This is a genomic window from Thalassotalea fonticola, assembly GCF_032911225.1.
Classification (GTDB): domain Bacteria; phylum Pseudomonadota; class Gammaproteobacteria; order Enterobacterales; family Alteromonadaceae; genus Thalassotalea_A; species Thalassotalea_A fonticola.
The window spans coordinates 4,317,932-4,340,254 of sequence record NZ_CP136600.1 but is presented as its reverse complement, the minus strand read 5'-3'; the positions used below and the strand labels follow the sequence as shown (position 1 = coordinate 4,340,254).

The window sequence follows — 22,323 nt, the reverse complement described above, 5'->3', positions numbered from 1 at the left end:
CACAAAATAGAAATTGTGAATAAATTAGGGATTTTTAGCGTATATTTTCTTTGCCAGTTCTACATCCCAAAAACTTGCCTCAATTCTGTGTCCATCAAGGTCTATAACAAAACAACCATAATACGGTTCTCCGTATTCAGATCTCGCTCCAGGTTTACCATTACAAGTGGCACCCAAGTCTAATGCTAACTGATAAAAATTATTTACCTGCTGTTTATTGCTTGCCATAAAACCTATATGTGAGCCATTACCAACAGAAGCTTGTTGTTGGTCATAAGGAATTTGCAGCCAAAATGTTGGATAATTATTCTTTCCATAAGCAACGGCTTGCTCATGCTCAACTACTCGATTGATGCCTAATGTAGGTAACAATGCATCATAAAATTCGCTTGCTTTTGCAAGTTTGTTGGTACCTATGGAGATATGACAAAGAGTTTTGTCAGCTTGTTCAATCATACTAAAACCATTGTTATTTAGGTATTTATTAGTATTGTACACACAATTAAGCCGGAGGCATTTAAAATACTTCCGGCTTTTTTTTATTATTTCAATTTAATTCAAGTATTCACTTTTTGAAAACCGCGTACCTTTTAGCATAGCGTGTAAATTTACACCGGTCTTTGTTGACTGATACAGAGTTATATCACCAATTTTTTCACCGTTTACAACGGAGCCATTACCGGTAGCATCCAGCTCATTATCAAAAACCCAGCCATCTTTAGTAAATTTCTCTAATGACTCAATGGTATTAAATACCAAAACAGTGTTTACATCTTTACCGCCGATCCCTACACCAACACCACTCTCAAACACATCCATGTAAATTCTTTCGCCAGTTTCATTATTATAAACCGCACCATGACCAGTACCCGTTGATACAACCAACAAGTTAACTTCTGCAGTGCTAAATACCGCAAAACCTGGTGCATCATTGATTTCAGTTAGTGCTCCAGGACTAATTTCTTCGATATTACTAATTTGATTCATATGATTATTTGCCATTTCATATCTAGTATCTGCTATAGATGAACAGCCTGACACGGCAATAGCAGCGAATAAAGCCAAAATTAACTTCATAGAAATACCTTACTTTTAAGTTTATTTTTAATAAGGTGATTATAAATTTAAATGAATAATTAAGTGCGATAGATTTGTTAGTGTAATGTTTCTTAAATGTAACCCATTAAGTTATTAATACTTAATTTAGTCGATCACTTTGCCAAAACCGGGCAGTATCAATAAAGATCAATGTTGTTTGCCCATTAACATCAACTTGCGCAATAGTTGAACCTTGTATATTTAATATCCCTGCACGCTGATGCCCTGCTAGTGGAGAAGTGTTTGAACAAGCCAATAAAATTGAAATCAAAGATAAAACAATATGTTTCATCAGTTCTTTCTATCATTAATTTTCAATCCGTTGTTGTAAAGTTTTAGCACAACATATGATATACATCAGGACATGGGGGGTTAATGACAAACAGCATGTAGCCAGCTTCAGAGCAAAAAAATGGCAACCAATTGCTTGGTTGCCATTCTCGTATAATTACGATTAGTGGATTAATTTAATTCATCATTTTTAACATATTTGGTGCCTTTAACCGTTGCTTGCAAAGCTAAGCCGGTTTCAGTGAGCTGATATACTGTGATGTCGCCAATAGTCACGCCGCCGCCAACTTCGCCACCTTTTTCATCTGCTTTTGCTGCAGCATCAGCTTCTGCGCCAAACGCCCAACCTTCTTTGACAAACATATTCATTGACTCGGCCGTATTAAAAACAAATACAGCTCTAAAGTCTTTAGCGCCTAGACCAAAGCCTATGCCACCTTCATACATATCCATATAGGTTTTACTACCAGTTTGATTATTATTTACCACGCCATAACCACCACCGGCAGCTACAAAAATAAGATTTATTTGCGCATTACTGAAGGTCGCATAACCTGGAGCAGATTTGATATGAGCCATAGCACCAGGGCTAGCTTTTTCTACATCAGCAATAACTTGGTTATTCATTGCAGCGATTGCAGACTTTTGTTCCGCCGGAGTATCACCGGTCGCTGAACAAGCAGATAGAACTAGAGCTGTGAGTATTACAAATAATTTTTTCATTAACATTACCTTTTATTATTTTTACAATATACATTCAGTAAATATGTAAAGACTAACTCACTGAAATAACTAAACTTGTTAACAAGTATAGTTGTTAATTAAATGTTGTCTGTATGTAAATGGTATTAATTTGTATTAGAAATGTAATTATGAACTTTTCGAAGGGCTAAAGCCTAGATAACCTGCGGTTATCTAGGCTCATTAAAGTTTACGATAATTTATAGAAATCAATCAAAATCGACTAAATTTCCTTTATCTTGCAACCATTCCTTACGATCGCCAGATCGTTTTTTAGATAACAACATATCCATCAGTTCCATAGTAACATCAAAGTCATCAACGGTAAGTTGCACTAAACGGCGAGTATTTGGATCCATGGTGGTTTCACGAAGTTGCAATGGGTTCATCTCACCTAACCCTTTAAAACGTTGTACATTTACTTTACCGCGTTTTTTCTCGGCCTCAATTCGGTCGAGTACGCCATCTTTCTCTTGTTCATCTAATGCGTAAAACACTTCTTTACCGATATCAATGCGGTATAGCGGTGGCATAGCAACAAATACATGCCCCGCCTGAACAAGCGGTAAAAAATGCTGTGTGAATAATGCACAAAGTAATGTAGCGATATGCAGACCATCGGAATCGGCATCCGCTAAAATACAAATTTTTCCGTATCTTAATGTTGATAAATCTTCCGAATCAGGGTCTATCCCTAAAGCCACCGAAATATCATGAATCTCTTGTGATGCTAAAATTTGACCGGACTCTACCTCCCAAGAATTTAAAATCTTACCGCGCAATGGCATAATCGCTTGAAAATCTCTATCGCGAGCTTGCTTGGCACTACCACCGGCAGAGTCACCCTCCACTAAGAATAATTCTGTACGCTCTGGCTCGCCAGAGCCACAGTCGGTTAATTTACCAGGTAATGCTGGACCTTGAGTAACTTTCTTACGTACAACTTTTTTACTTGCTCGTAATCTTCGTTGAGCATTAGAAATACAAAATTCGGCAAGTGCTTCTGCTATTTCTGTATGTTCATTTAGCCATAAACTAAAAGAGTCTTTTACTACACCTGATACGAAAGCAGCACATTGTCTTGACGATAAACGCTCTTTAGTTTGCCCTGCAAATTGTGGGTCTTGAATTTTAACTGATAAAATATATGAACATTTATCCCAAATATCATCTGGTGTTAATTTAAGGCCACGAGGAATTAAATTTCTAAATTCACAAAACTCGCGCATTGAATCAAGTAAGCCTTGGCGTAAACCATTAACATGGGTACCACCTTGAATGGTTGGAATTAAGTTAACATAACTCTCACCAACACTTTCGCCACCTTCAGGTAACCAACAAACAGCCCAATCTACAGCTTCATGAGTCGAAGTAAAAGCACCGATAAAAGGCTCTTCTGGTAAACTCACATAACCTTTAAGCGCTTCAACTAAATAATCTTTTAAACCATTTTGGTAACACCATTGGTGTTTGGTATTAGACACTTTGTCATTGAACTTTATATTTAAGCCAGGGCAAAGTACCGCTTTCGCTTTTAATATGTGAATGAGTTTTGAAACCGAGAACTTATGTGAGTCAAAATAACTGGCATCGGGCCAAAAGCGTACTCTAGTACCAGTGTTACGTTTGCCAACCTCGCCAACAACCGTTAGGTCTGAAACTTTTTCTCCATGTTCAAAAGCCATTTCAAACACTTGCTGATTGCGTTTTACGGTTACTTCAACACGATTAGATAATGCGTTTACAACAGAAATACCTACACCGTGTAAGCCACCGGAAAATTGATAGTTATCACCTGAAAATTTACCACCAGCATGCAACCGACAAAAGATTAACTCTACACCAGGGACGCCTTCTTCAGGGTGAATATCAGTTGGCATACCTCGACCATCATCAATAACTTCTAATGATTGGTCTTCATGTAAGATAACCTGAATATTTTGGGCATGGCCCGCTAATGCTTCATCGACAGAGTTATCGATTACTTCTTGGCCGAGGTGATTTGGACGAACGGTATCAGTGTACATGCCCGGGCGGCGACGTACTGGGTCTAAACCACTTAATACTTCAATGGATTCGGAGTTATATTGATCAGTCATGAATTCTTCTAGTTATTTTATTATCTATAACAGCGTTTATGTTTTATTTTTACTTCAGTTAAGCATTTGAATCAAGTTAACTATTCGGTTTAGTCATTAATTATTTTATTAAATTAATATTAATCCATAGCCGCTTTATTCAGCTGAAAAAAGTTAACGATATCGGGCAGCATTTCATCGAAATTAATAAAGCTATGATCACCACCTTGTTGTACGCAAAGTTGGCAGTGCTGATATTTATCAACTGCTTGTTGATAATCTAACACTTCATCACCTGTTTGTACCATAACTAAAAAATTTTTTGCGTTTATTTTATCTATTTCAAATGCCTTTAAATGCTGCATATGCTCTAAGGTGACTTGATACACTTCCTTAGTATATGGATTGATTTGCTCTCCTAGAATATCTTCTAGTAATTCATAAGGCCTTATAGCAGGGTTTATCAAAACCGCTTTTAAGTTGTATTTAGCAGCTAAATAGGTTGCAAAAAAACCACCAAGCGATGAGCCGGTTAAGTGCCATTGGCATTGCTTATCGTTATCAATAATATCCATTAACTGCGCAATTGCTGCATTGGGATTTGATAATAACTGAGGGCATACTACGTCCACATGCGAAAGGTGTTGTCGTATATATTGCTTCGTTAGTTGTGCTTTAAAAGATTGTGGTGAACTGTTAAAACCATGAATCACCAGTATTTTTTTCTTCATATCTTATTCTGTTATAGCTTTATTCGCTTAAATGATTGATAGACGTTTCTATGTTGCCATTGGCAAATAATTTCAACATTCGATAACCCGGTCCTATATTTAACGCTGCAACTGTTTCAATTTCTGGGTCAAATTGAATTGAAGTAGCCGGACAGGTATATAGTGGCGGTAAATCTTGATTTTCTGCTGCTATATTTAAGCCCCTATGTATATGGCCACAACAAATCGCTTTTATTGAGCTGTTTTGGCTAATTGCTTGCCAAAACTCAGTTTGATTTTTAAGGCCATGTTTATCAATAAAGTAATCAACATCAATAGCATGATGATGCATCAAGATTAAGGTGTATTCATCTTTACCATTTTGGCGTCGAATTCTATCTAGCTGTTTTTTGTTTACCAAACCAGCAGGCGTTTCACTTTTAGAATCGATTAACAGCAACCGCCAATTACTGATTAGTATGTTTTTGTCTGGTTGAATATTTTTTGCTATTAAGTGCTCATTCAACAACTCAACCTCATCATGATTCCCGGCTAACCAATATATAGGACAATTAAGGTTGCTATCTATAACTGCTTGATTAAATAGTTGATATGATGCAACGCTGTGATCTTGAGTTAAGTCACCGGTGAAAACTGCCGCATCCAGACACTTCATTTCAGCAAGTTCCGCAAGTACTCTGGATAAATTGCTAAATACATTACGGCCGCAATGCATACCATCCTTCGTAGAAAATAAATGACAATCAGAAAATTGGGCTATGGTTAAATGATTCATATGCAATTGTAGCTTTTATGTTTTTAACTATTTGATATTAACTTGTATATTGGCTTTACCTTCAGTTAAACAAAGGTGAAGCCACTCGGTTAAAAAATGCTGAGTTTGTTGTTTTTCATCAGGTAAATGCATTTCCTGATTGGGATAATCATATCGTGGTTTAATTTGCTTTATGTATTGGCTTTCGATCACTTCTGCCAGACGAGCGTCATGATAAATGCGTATTGTCATACTTGGCTTGGGCAAATGTACTTTACTCGCTAAAGACTCGGTTTGACTGACAAGCTGTTTAAATTCAACTAAATGGGTATACTTAGTTTTCTCTAATATAGCTACCTTATATTCAAGTACATCGGTAATAAAAAAATATCGCTCTTCGCAAGGCTCATCCATTCCCCCTAATAACCGGGTTAATAGCATATAGTTTTTCTCAAATGATTGATCAAGTCCTTTCAAACTTGGCCGATATTTAGTCATTTATTTAGAACACCTTTGAGTTTTATTTAGTTGCTAGTAAATGTTGGTGGTTTAACGCCAACCACTGTAAGCCAATAACCGTTGAGGCATTATTAATTTTACCATCATTTAATAAATTAATGGCTTCATCTAAGTCCATTAAATGCGATTTTATATCTTCATTTTCTTCTGCAAGACCAGAGATAGTACCATTAACCACATTAGCAAGATCCATTAAAGCTACATACATGTACAATTTCTCACTTGTACCACCCGGGCTAGATAAATAATTCATTACATGCCGCATTTGGCTTTCATTAACAACTAGGTTAGCTTCTTCCTCGGCTTCCCTTATAACAACATCTATTGGGCTTTCATTATCGCTAAACATGCCAGCAATAAATTCAAAACACCAAGGACATGATTCTGTACGAATTGCACCAGGACGAAATTGTTCTATTAATAACAATTTTTTGTTAACTGGATCGTAGGGGATTAACACAACAGCATCACCACGTTCAAAAATTTCACGTGAAATTAAACTCCCCCACTGTCCATTAAATAACCTATGCTTAATTTGATATTGATCAATACGAAAAAAACCTTGGTACTTAATATCGCGTGCCTTAACGGTGACATCGTTAGAACAATACTGTTTAATTATGTTATTTTTTGGCATAGTTTGTAATTCTTATAAGTAATAACAGTCTGTTACAAATAAATTCTGTTACACTTTATTAAAGTTGAATTGACTTATTATTGTTCAGCATAACATTAAAAACAGTTACACTAACTAGCAAATATATATCAGTTTGTGTAAATAATGGAAAAGAAACTCATGACAAACAGACTTAACTCTTTATTTGTTGGTGTTGTGTTAGCTAGTACTAGTTCAGTGGTAGCCGCGCAAGATTTACAAGAAATATACCAGTTAGCACTACAAAACGATCCAACTTCATTGAAAGCGCAAGCTCAGTATAAAGCTGCGCAAGAAAACATTGAACAAGCACGTTCTATTTTATTGCCAAAATTATCTGCCAATGCATCTTTTACAGATTCTGAAGAAGAAAATGATCTTTTTACCCAAGAAACTGAAAGAACTCGTATGAGTCTTGATCTAAGCATGCAACTTTATCATCACAGCAGCTGGTTAGGCTTGGATACGTCGAAAAAACGTGCGCATCAAAGTGATATAAATTACCAGTTTGTTAAACAACAAATGATCACTCGCGTAACAGGTGCTTACTTTGATGTATTAGCCGCATACGATGGTTTAGAGTTTGCAGTTGCCGAGAAAAAGGCTATTGAACGTCAATTAGAGCAAACTAAACAACGCTTCTCGGTTGGTTTAACCGCGATTACCGATGTTCATGAAGCACAAGCACAATTTGATAACTCAGTAGCAGAAGAAATTCGTGCGCAAAACTCTGTTTATACTACAGAAGAAATTTTACGTGAAATTACCGGTAGCTACCCTCGTGATTTAAACGTATTAAACACTGAGCGTTTCAGTGCGACAATGCCTTCACCAAGTAGTGCTAATGACTGGCAGAAAATGGCCGAAGCGAAAAATCTACAATTAATCTCGCAAAAAATCAGCATGGATATAGCTAAAGAAGCCATTGATATTGAAAGTGCCGATCATCTGCCTACATTGAGTTTAACGGGAAGTTATGGCACGACTGAAACTGATGGAGAATGTGATGTAGCGAATGGCTCCTATGGTGGTTGTAATACATTTAATGGGGTTGAACAAGATGATCAGTCGATCGGTATTCAGTTAAGTGTGCCAATTTATTCTGGTGGTAACACCAGCTCTAAAGTTCGCGCTGCCCAACATAACTATGTTGCCGCGAGCCAAGATATGCAAATTACCTACCGCGGTGTCGTTCGTGAATCGCGCAACTCTTACAATACTATTGTCGCCACTATCTCAGGCGTAAAAGCATTCGAACAGTCGGTAATTTCAGCTGAAAGTGCATTAAAAGCAACTGAAGCGGGTTTTGAGGTTGGTACTCGTACAATTGTTGATGTATTAGAAAGTACTCGTAATTTGTACAATGCTAAACGTAACCTATCGAGTACTCGTTACTCATACATTACTAATATGCTTCGTTTAAAAGAAGCGGCAGGTACTATTTCAGAAGAAGATATTTCGGCAATCAACCAAGGGTTAACTTTAGCAAAGTAACTAAACTTAACTACTAGTATGAAAACTTAAAGGCGACCGATTGGTCGCCTTTATTTTTTGGTTGTTCCGAATTTATCCGAACGTTACGTTAGTAATAAAGCCCCTGAAACAAGTTCATGGTTAACCTCGTAACTCGGCTAGTCCTCTAAACGGATTGTGTTAATTATCTCTGTGGTTGAAATGCCTTCTTCAAAATTAAGCACCTGTACTTCACCGCCTGCTGCAATTACCTCTTTGCCGCCAGCAATATCTTCAACTTTATAATCACCGCCTTTCACTAAGGTATTAGGTAATAAGTTGGCAATTAATCGTTGCGGCGTATCTTCAGAAAAACTTACTACCCAGTCAACTGCACCTAAACCAGCTAAAACAGCCATACGTCTGTCTATAGGATTTACAGGACGACCGGTGCCTTTTAGTCGTTTTACTGAATCATCATCGTTAACAGCAACAATTAAGCGATCGCCTAAATTACCAGCATGACTTAAATAAGATACATGGCCAGCATGTAAAATATCAAAACAGCCATTAGTCATAACCACTTTTTCACCACGTTGTTTTGCTTGCGTGATCATAATTTTTAATTGCTCTTCACTAACCACACCTGAGCCGCTTTCTTGTCCAGATGAAATAGCTTGGGCAATTTCCACTTCACTAACAGTTGATGTACCAATTTTGCCAACAACGACACCAGCTGCAATATTTGCTAATGCACTAGCTTCGCAAAAAGAAGAACCGGCGGCAACAGCCAAGGCTAACGTTGCGATAACAGTATCACCAGCACCAGTAACATCATAAACCTCCTGCGCTTGAGTAGGTAAATGTAATTCTTCTTCATTCGCTCGAATTAGAGTCATACCGTGTTCTGAGCGAGTTACTAACAAAGCTTCCAGGTCGAGTTCAACCAGCAGCTGCTGACCTTTAGAGACTAATTCAGCCTCGTCTTTACAGGGCCCGACAACGCCTTCAAATTCAGATAAATTAGGAGTGATTAATGTTGCTCCTCTATACTTTGAAAAATCAGAGCCTTTAGGATCAACTAGCACCGGAATATTATTTTTCTTTGCTAAAGCAATTATTTCACTTACGTTAGATAACGTACCTTTATCGTAATCTGACAGTAATAAAAGGTGATGTTGCCTAATGTTTTGTTCCACTAAATTATTGAGTTCAGTTTTATCTAATTGATGCAATGATTCTTCGAAATCTAAGCGCAGCAATTGTTGATTACGGCTTAACACTCTTAATTTCGTTATGGTCGGAACATCAATGTTGCGAGAAAACTTACAAATAACATCCATCGCTGATAAGTTAGTGTCTAGGTTTTCGGCTACATCATCGTCACCAGTTAGCCCAGAAAGCGTAACTTGACCACCAAGACTGGCGATGTTTAATGCCACATTCGCTGCGCCGCCTGGTCTATCTTCATGATTACTAATTTTAACCACAGGTACTGGCGCTTCTGGCGAGATCCTTGCTGTAGGTCCAGACCAATAGCGATCTAACATTACATCACCAACGACTAAAACTCGGGCTTGATTAAAATTTGGGATATCTACTTTCATACTGGTTTCCAAAATGGATATAATAGTTGAATACTAAATGCTAGTTCGATACTCAACTTAGACCTAAACAGGTAATTATTTGTGTTATTGAGTATAGTGTAACATAAGCTTTTCAATGAGTTGATTGATCCTTGAGCAAAAATAAAGTTATACAAGAAAAATTTAAACTTAGCTTCCTATTGCCAAAATATTGGCTAACCTGGCTCGGTGTTATCATTTTGTACACTATTTCCTGGTTGCCTTATAAAGTGCAACTTACGATGGGTCGTATGGTTGGCCGCTTAATGATGAAGTTTGGCGGCACACGCTTAAAAGTTGCCAAGAAAAACATTGCTGTTTGTTTTCCACAACTTTCTGAGCAAGAACGCCAGGTAATGCTGAAAAAGAATTTTGAAAACACAGGTATTGGCTTATTTGAAACCGGCATGGGCTGGTGGTGGCCTGATTGGCGGGTAAAGCGGAAAATTACGGTTTCTGGGCTAGAGCATCTAGAACAAGCAAAAGCTGATGGCAGTGGCATTTTATTACTCACCTTGCATTACCTTAGTCTGGAATTTTCAGGTCGCGCAACCGGTCATGTTCATCCAACCGTGGCTTTTTATCGTCCAAATCATAATGAATTAATGGAGTATTTTCAGCATAGCGGTCGCTCTCGTTCAAACAAGTACATGATCGATAAAACCGATGTTAAAGGTATGATAAAAGCACTTAGAGCAAAAGAGACTTGCGTGTATTTACCTGATCAGGATTATGGCCGAAAACGTTCTATTTTTGTTCCTTTTTTTAATGTAGAGCATACTGCATCGACTATCGGCACAATGTTATTTGCTAAAGTCAAAAATGTAAAAACGTTAATGTTGATCCCTAGACGTTTGCCTGATGATAGTGGTTATATTCTAGAATTTTTACCGGCACTTGAAAACTTCCCAAGCGGTGATGATGAACAAGACATTATAAGAATAAATCAACTGGTGGAGCAGGCTATTCTACGCGAGCCTGAGCAATACATGTGGCTGCATCGTAGGTTTAAAACCAGACCAAATAAAACCGATCCTAAATTTTACGATTAAAAAGTAGGGTCAGAGTCAAATTAAATATCAAAAGTTATTTAATTTGACTCTGACCCTACAATTAATGCGTTTATTTTTGGGCGGAAATTAATTCGTATGCCGCTTGAATATCTTGCGCTTTTTGTTTCGCGTCTTCCATCAATTCTGGTGGCAAGCCTTTCGCGACAAGTTTATCCGGGTGATGTTGAGACATTAATTTGCGATAGGCTTTTTTCACGTCTTTATGCTCAGTGTTCGAAGTAACGCCAAGAATCTTATAAGCATTTTCCAATTGGGTTTTCGCTTGTTGAGGCGTTTTTGCGCCGCCTTGATGGAACTGTTCTCCGGCAACAATTCGATCTAACAAAAAGTCTAATTCTCGCGCCGATATGCCTAAACTTCGTGCAATCTTGTGCAGGATTTGGCGCTCTTTAGGGTGCAGTTCACCATCAGCAAAGGCCGCTTGAATTTGAATTTCAATAAACATTTGCAATAAGTCATGTCGACCAAAACAAGAACTCTTTAATTGTCTTAGTTGTTTATCTAAGTCAAAAAACTCCTGTTTGCCTTGATTAAATGCTTGTTGGGCAATTGTCGTGGTATTTTGATTTAATCCCCAACGCTTCATAGCACCACGAGCAAAGGCAATTTCATCTTCGGTAACACGACCACTCGCTTTGGTTATATGGCCCATCACCGAAAACGTCGCTTTAAAAAAGGCATTTTGACGTTCATTATCGTTTTGTTTATTGAACGCGTTGAAGTCTATGCCCATACCTTGATCAAACTTATGACCTAACCATAAACCAATAATTGCGCCAATTATTCGACCCGCCATAAACCCTAGCGCAAAACCGAATACTTTTCCCCAAATTCGCATATTACTTTTCCATTATTTGTTTATTAATTTGTGCTAGTCGCTCAGGTGTTCCAATATCGCTCCATAAGCCGGGATATAAACTACCTGTTATACCATCCTTTTTCATAGCTTCAATTAAGATGGGTGCTAATGGTGCTTTTTCAATCTTCATATTGGCAAATAATTTAGGCTGATATAGCCCTATACCAGAATAAGTATATTTATTAGTAAGTTCTTTACCCCACTTTAATTTGTCATTACTCTTGCCATTACTAAAGGCAAAATCCCCTTGTCGGTTATGTTCAGGGTTTTTGACCAAAATCAAGTGAGCTAACTCCCCCTCTTTTAATACTGGTAGTTGTTTAAATGGGTACTGACAATAAATGTCACCATTAACAATTAAAAAAGGCTTATTTCCCAATAAAGGCAATGCTTTAACAATCCCGCCGGCAGTTTCTAATGCACCATCAAGCTCCGCACTATATTTAATTGAGACGCCAAACTTCTTACCATCGTCAAAATACTCTTCTATCTGCTTACCTAGCCAAGCATGATTAATAATAATGTCAGTAATGCCTGCCGCCTTAAGATTATTCAAATGATGTTCTATCAAAGATATTCCTGCTACCTTCAATAAAGGTTTAGGGCAATTGTCGGTTAGAGGTTTCATTCTTTCGCCGCGTCCTGCCGCTAAAATCATTGCCTTCATACTTCAACCTTGTTCACAGTTTCAAGTGCTTTAATGTTCGGGATTACTTTATTTTTAACTACATGACTTAACCAACTTAACTCTGGATACTTTCCGGCAATATCGACTATATAAGACAATGTTAAGGGAATGTCTTTTAAATACCCCTGTTTACCATCTCGATGATATAAACGGGCAAAAATTCCGCTCGCTTTAATATGACGTTGTAAACCCATGAAATCAAACCAACGCTTAAATTGCTGATAACTAACATCGACATTACTATTTAAATAATAATGGTTAATATGTGGTTCGATCAATTCGTCATCCCAACGTACATAGCAATCTCTAAGTAATGAAACCAAATCATAGGTAAATGGCCCAGTAACAGCATCCTGAAAATCGATTACAGCGATATCACCACTTTCAATTAACATTAAGTTACGACTGTGAAAGTCGCGATGTACGGTTACTTGTGGTTGCTCTAGTGCACTTGTTATCAACAAATCGAAACATTGTTGCAATTGCTTTATTTCATCATTCGTTAAACAAATATTTAGATGCTTTTGCAATAACCACTCGCTGAAAATATCCATTTCTAGCTGTAAAAACGCTGCATCATAAATTGGCAGTGGCCACTGTTCTTGCGCTTTTACATTTTGAATTTTTGGTAACAATTTTATCGCTTTTTCATAGAGCTCAGCTATCGTGGTTTTATTAAGTTGATCACTCAATAGAGTATCGCCAAAATCCGATATACAAATAAAGCCATTTGTTTCATCGTAGTAAATGATTTCAGGCACAATTAATCCGGCTGAACGAAAACAATGGGCTAAACTTACAAACGCCAAATTGTTCAATTGTTCAGGTGGTGCATCGACGATGATATAGCTGTTTTCTTCCATAATTAAACGGTAATAAATTCTGAAACCGGCATCACCAGTTAGAGGGTTAATACTGAATAAATCATCTGGAAATAGATGAGCCAACCAAGCTTCAAGCTTTTGCTTACGAGTTAGAGCAGACAAAGAAAGTACCCAAAATTTGATGTGAATAAACTAGAATTAACTACAATATACCTTAATGAAAAATACTAAAATATAATTTGTTGAATTATTAGTAAAATTATTGCCTAAAGCTATGTTAAACTTATTGTATTGTAATAATAATTAAAAAGTCTGTAAAAACTCAATTATCTTTGAGGTTAATAATTTTGCAGATCAAAGCAGCATTTATTTACCGGACTATGCATGTCACACACCCGTAGTTTACTTTTGGTCATTTTATTAGCTGCTAATAGCGTTGCTATCGCTGCTGAAAATGACATTCAACCATTAATAGTCAAGTGCCCTATTCCTGTTCCTGCCCCTATTACTCTAGAAAACCCAACACTGCTCGACCAACAATCTATTTTAATAGAGTCAAAAAAATCATACGTTGAAAAAAATCAGACAACCCGTTTTTCTGGAGGGGTTAAACTAGCTTCTGCTGATAAAAAAATAGCAGCTGACGAAATACTGGTCGACAGAGTAAATGGTAAAATATCAGCTACTGGTAATACCCGTTTTCAAGATAGCTCTATGACCATAAATTCTGATGGTTTAATAGCAAGCTCCATTGATAAAAAAATGGTCTTATCAAACTCTCAATATCAATTACATTCATCATCAGCGAGAGGTGCGGCTGGTGAAATAAAAATAAGTGAACAAGGCGCAACACTAACAGATTCAAGCTTTACTACTTGTGTTGAAACAGTACCTGACTGGCAACTATCAGCAAGTGAAATTAATTTATCGACTGAAGATAATGAAGGAGAGGCTTGGAACACAGTATTTAGAGTAAAAGACGTCCCTGTTTTTTATCTTCCTTACTTTAACTTCCCACTTACAGATGAGCGTAAAACAGGTTTATTATACCCTGTTATATCTTCATCTAATAATAAGGGAGCTCAGTTCGGCGTACCTTTTTATTGGAATATTGCTGATAATATGGACGCCACCATCACCCCGTATTATATGTCAAAGCGTGGCACTCAATTAAACACAGAATTTAGATATTTGACTGATCAGCAATTTGGGCAAATAGATTTAGAATATTTAGATAAAGACGAAGAATTAATAAATAACGATGATGCCCGTTATTTAGCAAGGTTTCAGCATGCAGGTACATTTGCCAATGATTATCGAGTGTATGTAGATTACAGTGATATCAGTGATGATAATTACTTAGTCGATATAGGCAGTAAACAATTTAGCAAATCGGAAGCATATTTATGGCGCATAGGTGAACTATCATATTTTGCTAATAACTGGCATTCAACGTTTAAGGTACAAGACTTTAAAGTACTCGGCGAAAATAACCCTAGTTACCGAACGTTGCCACAATTGGAATTCGACCTTTATCAACCATTAGGCTTTCTCAATAGCACCCTGAATATTTATAGTGAATACTCGCACTTTGATATATCTGATGAGGATTTACCAACGGCTGATAGGTTACACATAGAAGCAGGACTTTCCATTCCATATTCAAAACCTGGTTGGTTTATTAATTCTGACTTTAGAGTGATGCATACCGCTTACCAACAAGATAATATTGATACCGTTAATATATCTACGGGACTTAATATTACTGAAGATGCAGATAGAACCTTACCAAAAGTTAGAATACATACTGGCCTGAACTTTGACAGAGATACCTCTTTTTTTGTTGAAGATATGACCCACACATTTGAGCCACAGATTCAATATTTATATATTCCAGAAAAAGATCAAAGCGATATATTTATTTATGATACCTCTCCCCTACAGGACGATTTTGATGGTTTATTTAGAGACCGAAGATTTAGTGGCTTAGATAGAATCGCAGAAGCTGATCAAGTATCTATTGGTGCGACAACTCGACTTTTAGATAAAACTAATACGGAACTATTTCACCTTAGCGTAGGTCGTATATTTTACTTAGATGATAGTAACATTAGTTTCGATGAGGAAGGTAAACGAGAAGATTCTTCGGCTCTTGCAGCTGATATGTTTATTCAGCTAGCTCGGCGATGGCAATTTCAATCTGATATTCAGTACGATACAGAGAATAAACGCACCGACAAAAGCCATGTAAGCATAGATTACCGTAAAGATAATAGTAATATTTTTCAGTTGAGTCATCGCTATATTGAAAATGTTTCGGGTGTGCCAATTGAGCAAGCATCAGCGTTATCAAGTTTTCCAATCAATGAAGATTGGCAATTTGTTGGCCGGGTAACTCATGATTTAATCAGAAAACGGTCACTTGAAGCCTATGGTGGGGTGCAATATGAAAGTTGCTGTTGGGCTGTACGATTTGCCGTTTATCGCAATATAAATACTAATTTAGATGAGCAAGATTTTAGTAATGAAAATCGCGATGAATTTGATAATGGTTTTATGCTACAGTTTATTCTTAAAGGATTAGGTGGAAATCAAAAACCACTTCCTATAGATGATATGTTAGAATCAGGCATATTTGGCTACAAACGCCCGTATTTTCTAAGTAACTAAGTCATATTTGGGCCAACATTAAAAGTAAAATAGATTTTAATAAGTTGAACTTTCAAATAAATTTAACAAATTCGAAATAAATAACCGTAGATTTTATTCCATGAAAACAATAATCAAAATTGCCTTTATCATTTCAGGCATAGTAAGCAGCGCTATAACAACAACTGTTGTCAATGCAAAAGAATTAGAATTAGATAAAGTAGTCGCAGTTGTAAATTCCGGTGTAGTGCTTGAATCAGAAATCGACGAGCTGGTAAATAATGTTAAGAAGCAGGCTTTAGCTGAAAAGCAAAGTTTACCATCTGACGCAGCGCTACGTACCCAAGCAATGGAAAAATTAATAAACGATAGTTTATTAATCCAAATGGGTGAGCGCATGGGGGTGCAAATTGGTGATGCACAATTAGACGCAGCAATTGCTTCTGTAGCCAAAGATAATGGCGGTATGACAACTGAACAATTTAGGCAAAAATTAGTGGCTGATGGCGTTAATTATGAGAGTTATCGTGAAGGTATTCGTACTGAAATGATCACTAATGAAGTTAGAAAAGCCAACGTACGTCGCCGTGTTGCCATTAGCCCACAAGAAATTTCTAATCTTGTTGAATTAATGAAACAACAAAAAAATGCTGATGTTGAATATAATATTGGTCATATTTTAATTAGCTTTCCTGATGAACCAACTCAAGATGACTTAGTTGATGCAAAAAGCCGAGCAGATAAAGTTATTGATTTATTAAATAACGGCTCTGATTTTAAGAAAATCGCTATTGCCTCTTCCGGCGCACCAAGTGCATTAGAAGGTGGTGATATTGGTTGGCGCGGTATTAATGAAATGCCGACCTTATTTGCTGAATTAGTTGATGGTAAGAAACAAGGTGAAGTGTTTGGACCCATTCGCACCGGTCTAGGTTTTAACATTATTAAAATTTTAGACATCCGCGGTAAAGAAACGGTAGAAATAAGTGAAGTTAAATCGCGCCATATTTTAATTGAACCTTCAATTATATTATCTGAAGAGAAAGCAGAAAAAATATTACTGGATTTCTTAGCACAAATAAATGCAGGTGAGGCTGATTTTGACACTTTAGCTCGTGAGCATTCTGAAGGGCCAACAGCAACTAGAGGTGGTGATTTAGGCTGGGCAGATCCAAGCAGTTACGACCCGGTATTTGCAAATGCCTTGTCTACGCTAGAAGTTGATGAATTTCATCCACCATTTCGTTCATCTTTTGGATGGCATTTAGTGCAACTAACCGGTAAAAGAAATTTAGATGCAACCGATCAAATTAATGAAAACCGTGCCTATAGTTTGTTATTCAATAGAAAATTTGGCGTTGAAGCCATTCGATGGATGAAAGAAACACGAGACGAAGCATACATTGAAATTTTTGATGATGAAGGTGAATAGTAATGGTTAATAAAGTAGCCATTACTCCAGGAGAGCCTGCGGGCGTAGGCCCTGATATATTAATACAGCTGGCTCAAGAAAACTGGCCAGTTCAACTTGTTGCTATTGCAGATCCTGAGTTGTTAAAGCAGCGGGCGAAACAATTAGATTTGCCTTTGAATATTAATATTTATGACAGTTCGGCAACAGCAAAAGAACATCAAGCAGGTAGCTTGGACGTATTACCGGTAAAATTAGCCGACTCGTGTCAACCTGGCGTTTTAAACGCTAATAACGGTGCCTATGTTGTTGAAACATTAAGGCTTGCTTGTGAAGGGAACATGTCAAGTGAGTTTAAAGCGATCGTCACAGGTCCTGTTCATAAGGGCTTGATTAACCAAGCTGGCATCCCTTTTAGCGGTCATACTGAATATTTTGCTCAACAAGCAAACTGTATTGATGTGGTGATGATGCTTGCAACTGAAGGTCTACGAGTTTCATTGATGACAACTCATATCCCTTTAGCTTATGTGTCAAAAGCGATAACCTTTGAACGAATTCAAAAGATTACACGTATACTACATAAAGATCTAAAAGAAAAATTTGGTATCAAAGAGCCAAAAATTTATGTTTGCGGCTTAAACCCTCATGCTGGTGAAGATGGCCATTTAGGTAAAGAAGAAATTGAAGTCATTAGTCCGGCTCTAGAGTCACTACGGGCAGAAGGTATGCACTTGGTTGGTCCTTTACCCGCAGATACTATTTTTCAACCAAAATACCTAGACGATGCAGATGCTGTTTTAGCTATGTATCATGATCAAGGCTTACCCGTTCTTAAATATAAAGGCTTTGGCGCGTCGGTAAATATAACTCTAGGACTGCCGTTTATTAGAACATCGGTAGATCACGGTACTGCAATTGACCTTGCCGGCTCATTAAATGCCGATACAGGAAGTTTCAGAGCAGCAATGAATAATGCAATTAACCTGGTGCAAAATCAGCAATGAGTAATAAAAGCCATTTAGGTCATCAAGCCAAAAAACGTTTTGGCCAAAACTTTTTACATGACGATGCTGTAATTAGCCGTATAGTAGATGCAATAAACCCGTGCTCAGGAGAAAACCTAGTTGAAATAGGTCCTGGCTTAGGTGCTTTAACTGAACCGGTGATTGAAAGAGCTGGCGATATATCAGTGGTAGAGCTTGACCGGGATCTTGCCCATAGATTGCGCCACCACCCGTTTATTGCAAAGCATTTAACCATTCATGAAACCGATGCCTTAAAATTTGATTTTTCTACGCTTGCTGCTGAACAACCATTAAGAATATTTGGTAATTTGCCTTATAATATTTCTACCCCTCTAATCTTTCATCTTCTTACTTTTAAAGATAAAGTAAAGGATATGCACTTTATGCTGCAAAAAGAAGTTGTGAATAGAATGGCTGCAGAGCCTAACTCAAAAACTTATGGTCGCTTATCAATAATGTGCCAATACTATTGTCAGGTAATACCGGTGATGGAAATTGGCCCAGAAGCATTTCAGCCGCCACCTAAAGTTGACAGTGCAATTGTGCGTTTAATACCGCATGATGAAATTAAATATCCGGCAAAAGATGTAAAGTGGTTAGAACGAGTGACCAGAGAAGCATTTAGCATGCGTCGTAAAACAATTCGTAATAGTTTTAAAAGGCTTATTAGCGCTGAACAGTTAGAAGAACTAGGTATAAAAGCCAGCTTGAGACCTGAAAATTTAAGTATGCACGACTATATCACTGTAGCAAATTACTTAACGGACAATCCGCCAGAGCTTTAAATGGAGATTTGCATTGGAAACAGAAAACTCATCACCAGCTCAATTAGTTAAAATTTCGACACAAGTCGACTTTATAGAAGAGCAGTCTGATCATTATCAAGACAGATTTGTTTTTAGCTATACCATTACTATTGAAAATAATAGTAATAAAACTTTGCAGTTACTATCACGTTGCTGGTTAATAACTGATGCAGATGGTAATAAAGTATCTGTTGAAGGAGATGGTGTTGTTGGCCAACAGCCAATTTTACAAAGCGGTCAACGCTATCGTTACTCAAGCGGTTCAATAATAAAAACTCCATTTGGCACCATGGAAGGATTTTATACGATGAAAGATTTACAAGGCAACAAGCATAAAATTGCCATTCCTGTTTTTGGTCTTTCTATCCCTAATATAGTTAACTAACCTTGAATATTTACTTAATTGGCGATATTCAAGGCTGTCATAGTGAATTATGTCAATTAATGAAGCTGGTTAACTTTGATGTTAATAACGATCAAATTTGGTTTACCGGCGACTTAGTCGCACGCGGCCCTGACTCTTTAGCAACATTAAGGTTGGTAAAATCGTTAGGTAATAGTGCTAAAGTTGTTTTAGGTAATCACGATTTACATTTACTTGCTGTTCATGCTGGTATTAAAAAAGTCAAAAAAAATGATCTTCTAGACGACTTGCTTAATGCACCTGATCTAGATGAATTAATGAGTTGGCTTGCACAATTTCCCCTAGTAGAGCAACTTCCCAATGAAAACGCCTATATGAGTCACGCAGGTTTATCACCGCAATGGCAACCTAGGGATGCTTTAACACAATCAAATTTTGTGCAGCAGCGTATTTCAGGTACACAACGTGTTCATTGGCTAAACGTAATGTATGGCAATTTTCCAAATAGCTGGATAGACGCTAAAACTGAGGAAGAGCAGTTTAGGTATAGTGTTAATGCTTTAACTCGTATGCGTTTTTGCTTTAATGATGGTTCCTTAGAGTTTGCCAGTAAAGATTCCCCAAAATATAACTCAGCTCCCAACCTTGCGCCTTGGTTTGATTTATCTAGGTCACTAGATACAACAAAGTGGGTATTTGGCCATTGGGCTAGCTTAAATGGCAAAGTAGCAAATCCTAATGTTTTCGCACTTGATACAGGTTGCGTTTGGGGTGGAAGGCTAACCATGCTGCGTTGGCATGACAAACAACTATTTTCAGTTCCTGCCCAACCTTAAATGAGTGCCCACTGAAACGGCGGCACTGCAAAGCTTATCGTTTTTCGTTTCTCATCCATTAATATTTTTCTTTGTTAAACACAAATAAACTCATATACTTAAATAAAATTAACCATTTGAGAATCTTCATGGCTAGAGAGCAATTTGGCATTTGTGCCGAGCCAAATTTACACAGTTATTATTTAATGTTTAATGTTTTAGATAATAAAAACAAATTTATACGTAAAGCACTCGCTGCCCTACCCGAGTTATTTGACGATTACGCTGATCAATTCTCAGAGTCTAATTTAAATGCAGTAATTGCCATCGGTGCCAGTTATTGGGATGAATATTACCCACACGCTAAGCCGAGAGGGTTAAAACCCTTTGCTCATATGCAAGTTGAAGACCGGTTTGCTCCGGCGACTAATTATGATTTATTTATAGAAATTCGCAGTGATCGAGCTGATGTAAATCACGTGGTAAGCACCAAAGTCTGTGACTTATTAAATGATGGAGTTGAACTTGTTGAGCAAGTAAAAGGTTTTCGCTATTTAGATGGTAGAGATTTAACCGGTTTTGTTGATGGTAGTGAAAACCCCAAAGGCATGCATAAGCGTGAAGTTGCCTTAGTAAAAGAACAAGACCAAAGTGAATTTACTAAAGGCAGTTATCTGCACATTCAACGTTATCGCCACAATTTGAACTTATGGCAAACCCTTGAAGAAAAGCAGCAGGAAGATATTATCGGTAGGACCAAGCGTGATGATATCGAATATGCCTCTGCAGACAAGCCTCATTCCGCTCACATAAAGCGAACTAATTTAAAAGATAAGAACGGTAACTCGCTCGAAATAGTCAGGCAAAGTATGCCGTACGGCCACATGAAGATTCAGGGCTTATTTTTTGTTGCGTACTGTAATACCCCAGACAATTTTGAACTACAACTAAAAAGCATGATTGAAGGTGATGGTCATGGTAATTTTGATCATTTGCTTAAATATACTCAAGCTGAAACGGGAGCTGCATTTTTCGCCCCATCGTTAGATCTAATTGCGAACGTTGCTAAAGAAGAATAAGAGTTCAATACCTTGGCATAGCCATAAAAAAGGGCACATGATGTGCCCTTTTTCATAAATTATTTTTGAAAGCTTAATGCTCGTTTCTCGTTTCTCGTTTCTCGTTTCTCGTTTCTAAATATTAATACATTTTCTGAAACAATAAATTTAACTTTTCTTTTGTTACTTCAATATCACCAACAGCTGTTGGTGCAATAAAGATAGTATCATCACCTGCTATGGTACCTAACACTCCGTCAGCTTTGCTTAATGAATCAAGTAAACGAGCAATTAACTGGGCAGCGCCAGGGCTTGTGCGCACGATGATCATTACATCATTACTTTCAATATCTAGTACAAGTTGTTTAAGTGGGCTTTTCGCTGTAGGAACACCTAATTCAGCAGGTAAACAATAAACCATTTCTTGTCTGGCATTGCGTGTTCTAACTGCACCAAATTTGCTTAACATACGTGACACTTTTGATTGACTAATATTATCAAAGCCTTCACTTTTTAGTGCGTCAACTATGTCACCTTGGGAGCCAAATTGTTCTTGTTTCAACAGGTCTTTAAATGCATTTACTAATGCTTCTTGTTTTTGTTGTGAGCTCATAAAGTCGTCTTTTATTGTTAATATCTGGTTAACGGTAAGATTTATGTACAAATCATGGAAATCTAAACTAAAGTATCATATCAGCCTTTGCCCTGTCATGACAAAATAGTTTGTAATTTACCGCGCAATTCGGTATCTTTTGTCCGTTTTTAGAAAATAAAGTAATTACTCCAAATAATCTGAGGTAATTG

At 37.3% G+C, this 22,323-nt stretch carries 23 protein-coding genes; 9 read left to right on the top strand and 14 right to left on the bottom strand.

Going from position 1 to position 22,323, the window contains the following annotated elements; all coding sequences use genetic code 11:
- Nucleotides 1–24: 24 nt before the first annotated feature.
- The 9 genes from RI844_RS17835 to RI844_RS17795 form a co-directional block, all read right to left on the bottom strand.
- The gene (locus tag RI844_RS17835; RefSeq protein ID WP_348395996.1) at nt 25–456 is read right to left on the bottom strand and encodes a VOC family protein; all 432 of its coding nucleotides are present in this window, start codon (nt 454–456) and stop codon (nt 25–27) included.
- A 96-nt stretch (nt 457–552) separates the two neighbouring features.
- Nucleotides 553–1,077 (bottom strand): lipid-binding SYLF domain-containing protein, encoded by a 525-nt coding sequence (locus RI844_RS17830; RefSeq protein ID WP_348395995.1) that lies wholly within the window; start codon nt 1,075–1,077, stop codon nt 553–555.
- 121 nt (nt 1,078–1,198) lie between these two features.
- A complete protein-coding gene (locus RI844_RS17825; protein ID WP_348395994.1) occupies nt 1,199–1,390 on the bottom strand; it encodes a hypothetical protein in 192 nt (63 codons plus the stop codon).
- A 170-nt stretch (nt 1,391–1,560) separates the two neighbouring features.
- Nucleotides 1,561–2,118, bottom strand: a complete 558-nt coding sequence (locus tag RI844_RS17820; protein ID WP_348395993.1) for a lipid-binding SYLF domain-containing protein — start codon at nt 2,116–2,118, stop codon at nt 1,561–1,563.
- Between the two features lie 221 nt (nt 2,119–2,339).
- Nucleotides 2,340–4,229, bottom strand: a complete 1,890-nt coding sequence (parE, locus tag RI844_RS17815; RefSeq protein ID WP_348395992.1) for a DNA topoisomerase IV subunit B — start codon at nt 4,227–4,229, stop codon at nt 2,340–2,342.
- Between the two features lie 119 nt (nt 4,230–4,348).
- Nucleotides 4,349–4,939, bottom strand: a complete 591-nt coding sequence (locus RI844_RS17810; protein WP_348395991.1) for a YqiA/YcfP family alpha/beta fold hydrolase — start codon at nt 4,937–4,939, stop codon at nt 4,349–4,351.
- Nucleotides 4,940–4,958: 19 nt separating this feature from the next.
- Nucleotides 4,959–5,714, bottom strand: coding sequence for a metallophosphoesterase (locus tag RI844_RS17805; protein WP_348395990.1), 756 nt, complete (start codon nt 5,712–5,714; stop codon nt 4,959–4,961).
- A gap of 27 nt (nt 5,715–5,741) precedes the next feature.
- Nucleotides 5,742–6,191, bottom strand: a complete 450-nt coding sequence (locus RI844_RS17800) for a DUF1249 domain-containing protein (RefSeq protein WP_348395989.1) — start codon at nt 6,189–6,191, stop codon at nt 5,742–5,744.
- Nucleotides 6,192–6,213: 22 nt separating this feature from the next.
- Nucleotides 6,214–6,849 (bottom strand): NUDIX domain-containing protein, encoded by a 636-nt coding sequence (locus tag RI844_RS17795; RefSeq protein WP_348395988.1) that lies wholly within the window; start codon nt 6,847–6,849, stop codon nt 6,214–6,216.
- Between the two features lie 159 nt (nt 6,850–7,008).
- Between RI844_RS17795 and tolC the strand changes: the two genes are divergently transcribed.
- Complete coding sequence (tolC, locus tag RI844_RS17790) at nt 7,009–8,361, top strand: outer membrane channel protein TolC (RefSeq protein ID WP_348395987.1); 1,353 nt, start codon at nt 7,009–7,011, stop codon at nt 8,359–8,361.
- A gap of 137 nt (nt 8,362–8,498) precedes the next feature.
- Here the strand turns inward: tolC and hldE are convergent, their stop codons facing one another.
- Nucleotides 8,499–9,926, bottom strand: a complete 1,428-nt coding sequence (gene hldE / locus RI844_RS17785; RefSeq protein ID WP_348395986.1) for a bifunctional D-glycero-beta-D-manno-heptose-7-phosphate kinase/D-glycero-beta-D-manno-heptose 1-phosphate adenylyltransferase HldE — start codon at nt 9,924–9,926, stop codon at nt 8,499–8,501.
- Nucleotides 9,927–10,057: 131 nt separating this feature from the next.
- Here hldE and lpxL point away from each other — a divergent pair, with 131 nt between their 5' ends.
- The gene (lpxL, locus tag RI844_RS17780; protein ID WP_348395985.1) at nt 10,058–10,996 is read left to right on the top strand and encodes an LpxL/LpxP family Kdo(2)-lipid IV(A) lauroyl/palmitoleoyl acyltransferase; all 939 of its coding nucleotides are present in this window, start codon (nt 10,058–10,060) and stop codon (nt 10,994–10,996) included.
- A 70-nt stretch (nt 10,997–11,066) separates the two neighbouring features.
- Here the strand turns inward: lpxL and djlA are convergent, their stop codons facing one another.
- From djlA to RI844_RS17765, 3 genes are read right to left on the bottom strand one after another with little or no spacing between them, the layout of a single operon-like run.
- On the bottom strand, nt 11,067–11,855 hold the full coding sequence (gene djlA, locus RI844_RS17775; protein ID WP_348395984.1) for a co-chaperone DjlA: 789 nt from the start codon (nt 11,853–11,855) through the stop codon (nt 11,067–11,069).
- Between the two features lies 1 nt (nt 11,856).
- The gene (gene murU, locus RI844_RS17770; protein ID WP_348395983.1) at nt 11,857–12,543 is read right to left on the bottom strand and encodes an N-acetylmuramate alpha-1-phosphate uridylyltransferase MurU; all 687 of its coding nucleotides are present in this window, start codon (nt 12,541–12,543) and stop codon (nt 11,857–11,859) included.
- A complete protein-coding gene (locus tag RI844_RS17765) occupies nt 12,540–13,550 on the bottom strand; it encodes an aminoglycoside phosphotransferase family protein (RefSeq protein ID WP_348395982.1) in 1,011 nt (336 codons plus the stop codon). Before RI844_RS17765 ends, murU begins: the two co-directional genes overlap by 4 nt.
- A gap of 222 nt (nt 13,551–13,772) precedes the next feature.
- Between RI844_RS17765 and lptD the strand changes: the two genes are divergently transcribed.
- The 7 genes from lptD to RI844_RS17730 all read left to right on the top strand — a co-directional run bounded on the left by lptD (nt 13,773) and on the right by RI844_RS17730 (nt 21,540).
- Nucleotides 13,773–16,058, top strand: a complete 2,286-nt coding sequence (gene lptD / locus RI844_RS17760; protein WP_348395981.1) for an LPS assembly protein LptD — start codon at nt 13,773–13,775, stop codon at nt 16,056–16,058.
- 100 nt (nt 16,059–16,158) lie between these two features.
- Nucleotides 16,159–17,469: a peptidylprolyl isomerase SurA gene (gene surA, locus RI844_RS17755; RefSeq protein ID WP_348395980.1), complete on the top strand. Its 1,311-nt coding sequence runs from the start codon at nt 16,159–16,161 to the stop codon at nt 17,467–17,469.
- A gap of 2 nt (nt 17,470–17,471) precedes the next feature.
- The gene (pdxA, locus tag RI844_RS17750; RefSeq protein ID WP_348395979.1) at nt 17,472–18,455 is read left to right on the top strand and encodes a 4-hydroxythreonine-4-phosphate dehydrogenase PdxA; all 984 of its coding nucleotides are present in this window, start codon (nt 17,472–17,474) and stop codon (nt 18,453–18,455) included.
- The gene (rsmA, locus tag RI844_RS17745; protein WP_348395978.1) at nt 18,452–19,261 is read left to right on the top strand and encodes a 16S rRNA (adenine(1518)-N(6)/adenine(1519)-N(6))-dimethyltransferase RsmA; all 810 of its coding nucleotides are present in this window, start codon (nt 18,452–18,454) and stop codon (nt 19,259–19,261) included. Before pdxA ends, rsmA begins: the two co-directional genes overlap by 4 nt.
- Before the next feature lie 13 nt (nt 19,262–19,274).
- Nucleotides 19,275–19,667 carry a Co2+/Mg2+ efflux protein ApaG gene (apaG, locus tag RI844_RS17740; protein WP_348395977.1) on the top strand — a complete coding sequence of 131 codons (393 nt, stop codon included), beginning with the start codon at nt 19,275–19,277 and terminating at the stop codon, nt 19,665–19,667.
- Nucleotides 19,668–19,669: 2 nt separating this feature from the next.
- On the top strand, nt 19,670–20,482 hold the full coding sequence (locus RI844_RS17735; protein ID WP_348395976.1) for a symmetrical bis(5'-nucleosyl)-tetraphosphatase: 813 nt from the start codon (nt 19,670–19,672) through the stop codon (nt 20,480–20,482).
- A gap of 128 nt (nt 20,483–20,610) precedes the next feature.
- The gene (locus tag RI844_RS17730; protein WP_348395975.1) at nt 20,611–21,540 is read left to right on the top strand and encodes a Dyp-type peroxidase; all 930 of its coding nucleotides are present in this window, start codon (nt 20,611–20,613) and stop codon (nt 21,538–21,540) included.
- 121 nt (nt 21,541–21,661) lie between these two features.
- Here the strand turns inward: RI844_RS17730 and argR are convergent, their stop codons facing one another.
- The gene (argR, locus tag RI844_RS17725; RefSeq protein ID WP_348390756.1) at nt 21,662–22,132 is read right to left on the bottom strand and encodes a transcriptional regulator ArgR; all 471 of its coding nucleotides are present in this window, start codon (nt 22,130–22,132) and stop codon (nt 21,662–21,664) included.
- Nucleotides 22,133–22,323: the final 191 nt, after the last annotated feature.